Origin of the sequence: uncultured Campylobacter sp., assembly GCF_937997465.1 — a bacterium.
GTDB lineage: Bacteria > Campylobacterota > Campylobacteria > Campylobacterales > Campylobacteraceae > Campylobacter_A.
The window spans coordinates 1-2,973 of sequence record NZ_CALKTQ010000115.1 but is presented as its reverse complement, the minus strand read 5'-3'; the positions used below and the strand labels follow the sequence as shown (position 1 = coordinate 2,973).

At 50.8% G+C, this 2,973-nt stretch carries 4 protein-coding genes and 1 pseudogene; 1 reads left to right on the top strand and 4 read right to left on the bottom strand.

Annotation, left to right across the window (positions count from 1 at the left end; genetic code table 11):
• Window positions 1-627 (top strand): energy transducer TonB (locus Q0546_RS03480; protein ID WP_298790559.1); only part of this gene is annotated, 627 nt, incomplete at its 5' end.
• A gap of 277 nt (window positions 628-904) precedes the next feature.
• On the opposite strand, the gene Q0546_RS03475 is transcribed toward Q0546_RS03480, so the two are convergent.
• The 4 genes and pseudogenes from Q0546_RS03475 to Q0546_RS03460 form a co-directional block, all read right to left on the bottom strand.
• Complete coding sequence (locus tag Q0546_RS03475) at window positions 905-1,930, bottom strand: NADH:flavin oxidoreductase/NADH oxidase (RefSeq protein WP_298790557.1); 1,026 nt, start codon at window positions 1,928-1,930, stop codon at window positions 905-907.
• A gap of 122 nt (window positions 1,931-2,052) precedes the next feature.
• Window positions 2,053-2,451, bottom strand: a pseudogene (locus Q0546_RS03470) (DUF2625 family protein).
• Window positions 2,452-2,536: 85 nt separating this feature from the next.
• Entirely contained in the window at window positions 2,537-2,617 is an 81-nt protein-coding gene (locus Q0546_RS03465; RefSeq protein ID WP_298790563.1) for a DUF2625 family protein, read from the bottom strand.
• Between the two features lie 205 nt (window positions 2,618-2,822).
• On the bottom strand, window positions 2,823-2,973 hold a 151-nt coding region (locus tag Q0546_RS03460; RefSeq protein ID WP_298790561.1), incomplete at its 5' end, for an SDR family oxidoreductase.

Genomic DNA, 2,973 nt, shown 5'->3' with positions numbered 1-2,973 from the left:
CCCGCGCCTCCTCCGCCAGAACCTGTCGTCACGCCGCCGGAGCCGCCAAAACCGGTCGAGCCGCCTAAGCCGATAGAAAAACCAAAACCAATAGAAAAACCGGTAGAGAAGCCAAAACCCGTGGAAAAGCCCGTGGAAAAACCAAAGCCTAAACCTACGCCAAAACCGGTTAAAAAGCCTGAGCCGGAACCGGAACCGCAAGTAGCGCAGGTAGTACCGCCTGCACAGCCGTCGCCGCCTACTTCTACGCCGCCCGCAGCGCAACCAAGTAGTGCTCCAAGCTCGAACGTAAAATCAAATTTACCGCCTAGCGGAGCTGAAACAGTTGGAGAATTTAACTTCGCGACATCAGCCGGCGACGAGAGATTTTCTAAGATCCAAAAGGCGATACAAAAGCATCACAAATACCCTAAACGCGCGCAAAAAATGCGCCATCAAGGCGTCGTAGAGGTTAGCTTTTTATACAAAAAAGACGGCAGCGTCCGCGACGTAAAGGTGATAAAAAGCTCAGGCTTTGAGACACTAGACGAGGCCGCAGTCGAGCTCATAAACCGCGCTGCACCTGATTTTCCGACGCTTGATCGCGACTACGTCATAAAAATCCCGGTTAGCTACAAACTCACCTAAATTTAAGCCGTTTTTGCGGCTTAAATTTTATCTTTAATTCTACAAATTTGACGCAATAAATCAAAAAATCAGCCGTTTTATTTATGAATTTAGCATTACTAAAATCGGTAGCAATCAAATCAAATTTGACGCCGTAGCAGGGACGTAAATTTGCCAAATTTACAGTCCTAATAGCTAGGCTAAATTTGCCAAACGGTTTGCCCAAGCGACCGATCAAATTTACTCAAAATTTAGCCGACGCAATTAGTTCAAATTTACGCCGAGCGATCTTATAAATTTACTTAAACGCCCTTTTGTATGAGTTTTCTATCAGTTCAGCGCACCCTAGCTCACTCATCGCAACCTGCGCGAAATTTGGATTTCGCAGCAGCTCTCTACCGTAGGCTACCGCGTCGCAAACGCCGCCTAACAGCAGCGCCTCGCCCTCAGATGCCTTTGTGATGAGTCCGACCGTGATCACCGGGATGCCAACGGCCTGCTTTACCGCCTTAGCATAGCCAGCTTGATAAAGCGGAGTAAACGCAGGCGCGCTATCCGTGTGCTCAAAAAGTCCGCCCGCCGAGACGTGGATAAACGCCGCGCCCAAGGCCTCGAGCTCTTTTGCCAGCCGCACGCTATCCTCCAGGCTCCAGTCGCCTTTTACCCAGCTATCCGCGCTTATGCGCACGCCGACGGGGATTTGCACCGCGGCTTTTATCTCGCTTAAGATTTCTTTTAAAAATCTCGTGTGATTTTCAAAACTCCCGCCGTATTCGTCGCCCCTCAGATTGATCTCAGGCGAGAGAAATTCGCTGATGAGATAGCCGTGCGCAGCGTGGATCTCGGTCGCGGCGTATCCTGCACGCTCGGCTCTGATCGCAGCCTGAACAAAAGCTTGCTTAACTGCAACAATATCGTCCGCGCTCATCTGTCTCGGTGTTTTGTAGCTCTCGCTAAATTTTACCGCGCTAGGCGCGATCAGATCCTCGCACTCGCTTTTTCTGCCAGCGTGCGCGAGCTGGACGGCCATTACGGCGCCGTATTTGACGCACTCCTTGATGAGCCTGGCGTGCGCCTCTAGCTGCTCGTCGTTCCATAGTCCCAGATCGCGGCTTGTGATCCTGCCCCTAGGTTCGACGGCCGTAGCTTCGACGATGATGAGCCCGACGCCTCCTAGCGCGCGAGCGGCGTAGTGCAAGCGGTGAAAGCACCTAGGTTGGCCGTTTTCGTTTTTGGCCTTATACATACACATCGGCGGCATGACGACGCGGTTTTTGATCTGCAGATCGTCGATTTTTAGCGGCGAAAAAAGCAAGCTTTGCATGAGAAATCCTTTAAAGATTATTTGCGGTTATTTTAGGATATTTGTTTAAATTTATTTAGTTGAGCGGCAAATTTCAGTAGCCGACAGGCGCGCGCAGTAAGGCTAACGAGCTGCAACGGCCTTTATTTTATTTCCATCAAATTTGAAAATTTTACTCGCCGCCGATAAACATAGAGGCAAAATACTCGTCTATGTCCACGCCGTCTTTTTTTCATCTCTTTTAGCCTTAGTTTTACGTCGGCGTCTTGCCAAAGTATCGGCGGCAAGGCAAACATCACCCTATCAAGGCTAAATTTTCTCACGTCATCGCGCCAGCCATCCCAGCGGTAAAGCTCGTAAAATTTAGATATCGCCGCAAAGCGCCCGGTAAAAAACTGCGAGTAGTCAAGCTGCGTATCCTCTCATTCGCCGCTATCTGGCGCGTAGTAAAAGATGTTTCCGGCTTTGCCATCAAATGCGCCGCCGTTTATCGCGAAAAATCCACCCGAAACATCATCCGCCACGAGCAAATAGCTAGGCATCTGGCCTGCCTCACTAGCTTTTGCCAAGGCTAAAGCTGTAAATCCCGCGATTCATCCGCTCGCAGCCAGAACCAAGCACGTGCAGTCAACCGCTATCTATCACGATGCCGCCGCACCCACAAACAAGCGCTCCCATCGGTGAGCGAGTGGTAACTTGAAGTCCCAAAAGCTCACTTTGCGCCCTGCTCTCATCACGCGGTAAAACTTTACTCGTTCTTAGCTTATTTAGCCGCTATTCGACCAACTCCCAGCCCGGCTCATTTGTGTCTATAAGCTCGCCTAAAGCCCTCATCGCGCGCCCTTTGGGTCAAATTTGATGAAATTTAAAAGAAGGATTTGGCGAGTCGCCCCGCCAAATTTATATTAGTAGATTACTTTGCGTCCCAAGCTAGGATCGTGTTGCCCTCGGCGTCGGTCGCTACGTCGCCCATACCCATGATGTTGTAGCCGCAGTCGACGTAGTGCACCTCGCCGGTCACGCCGCTAGCAAGGTCGCTAAGCAGATACATAGCGCTGTTGCCG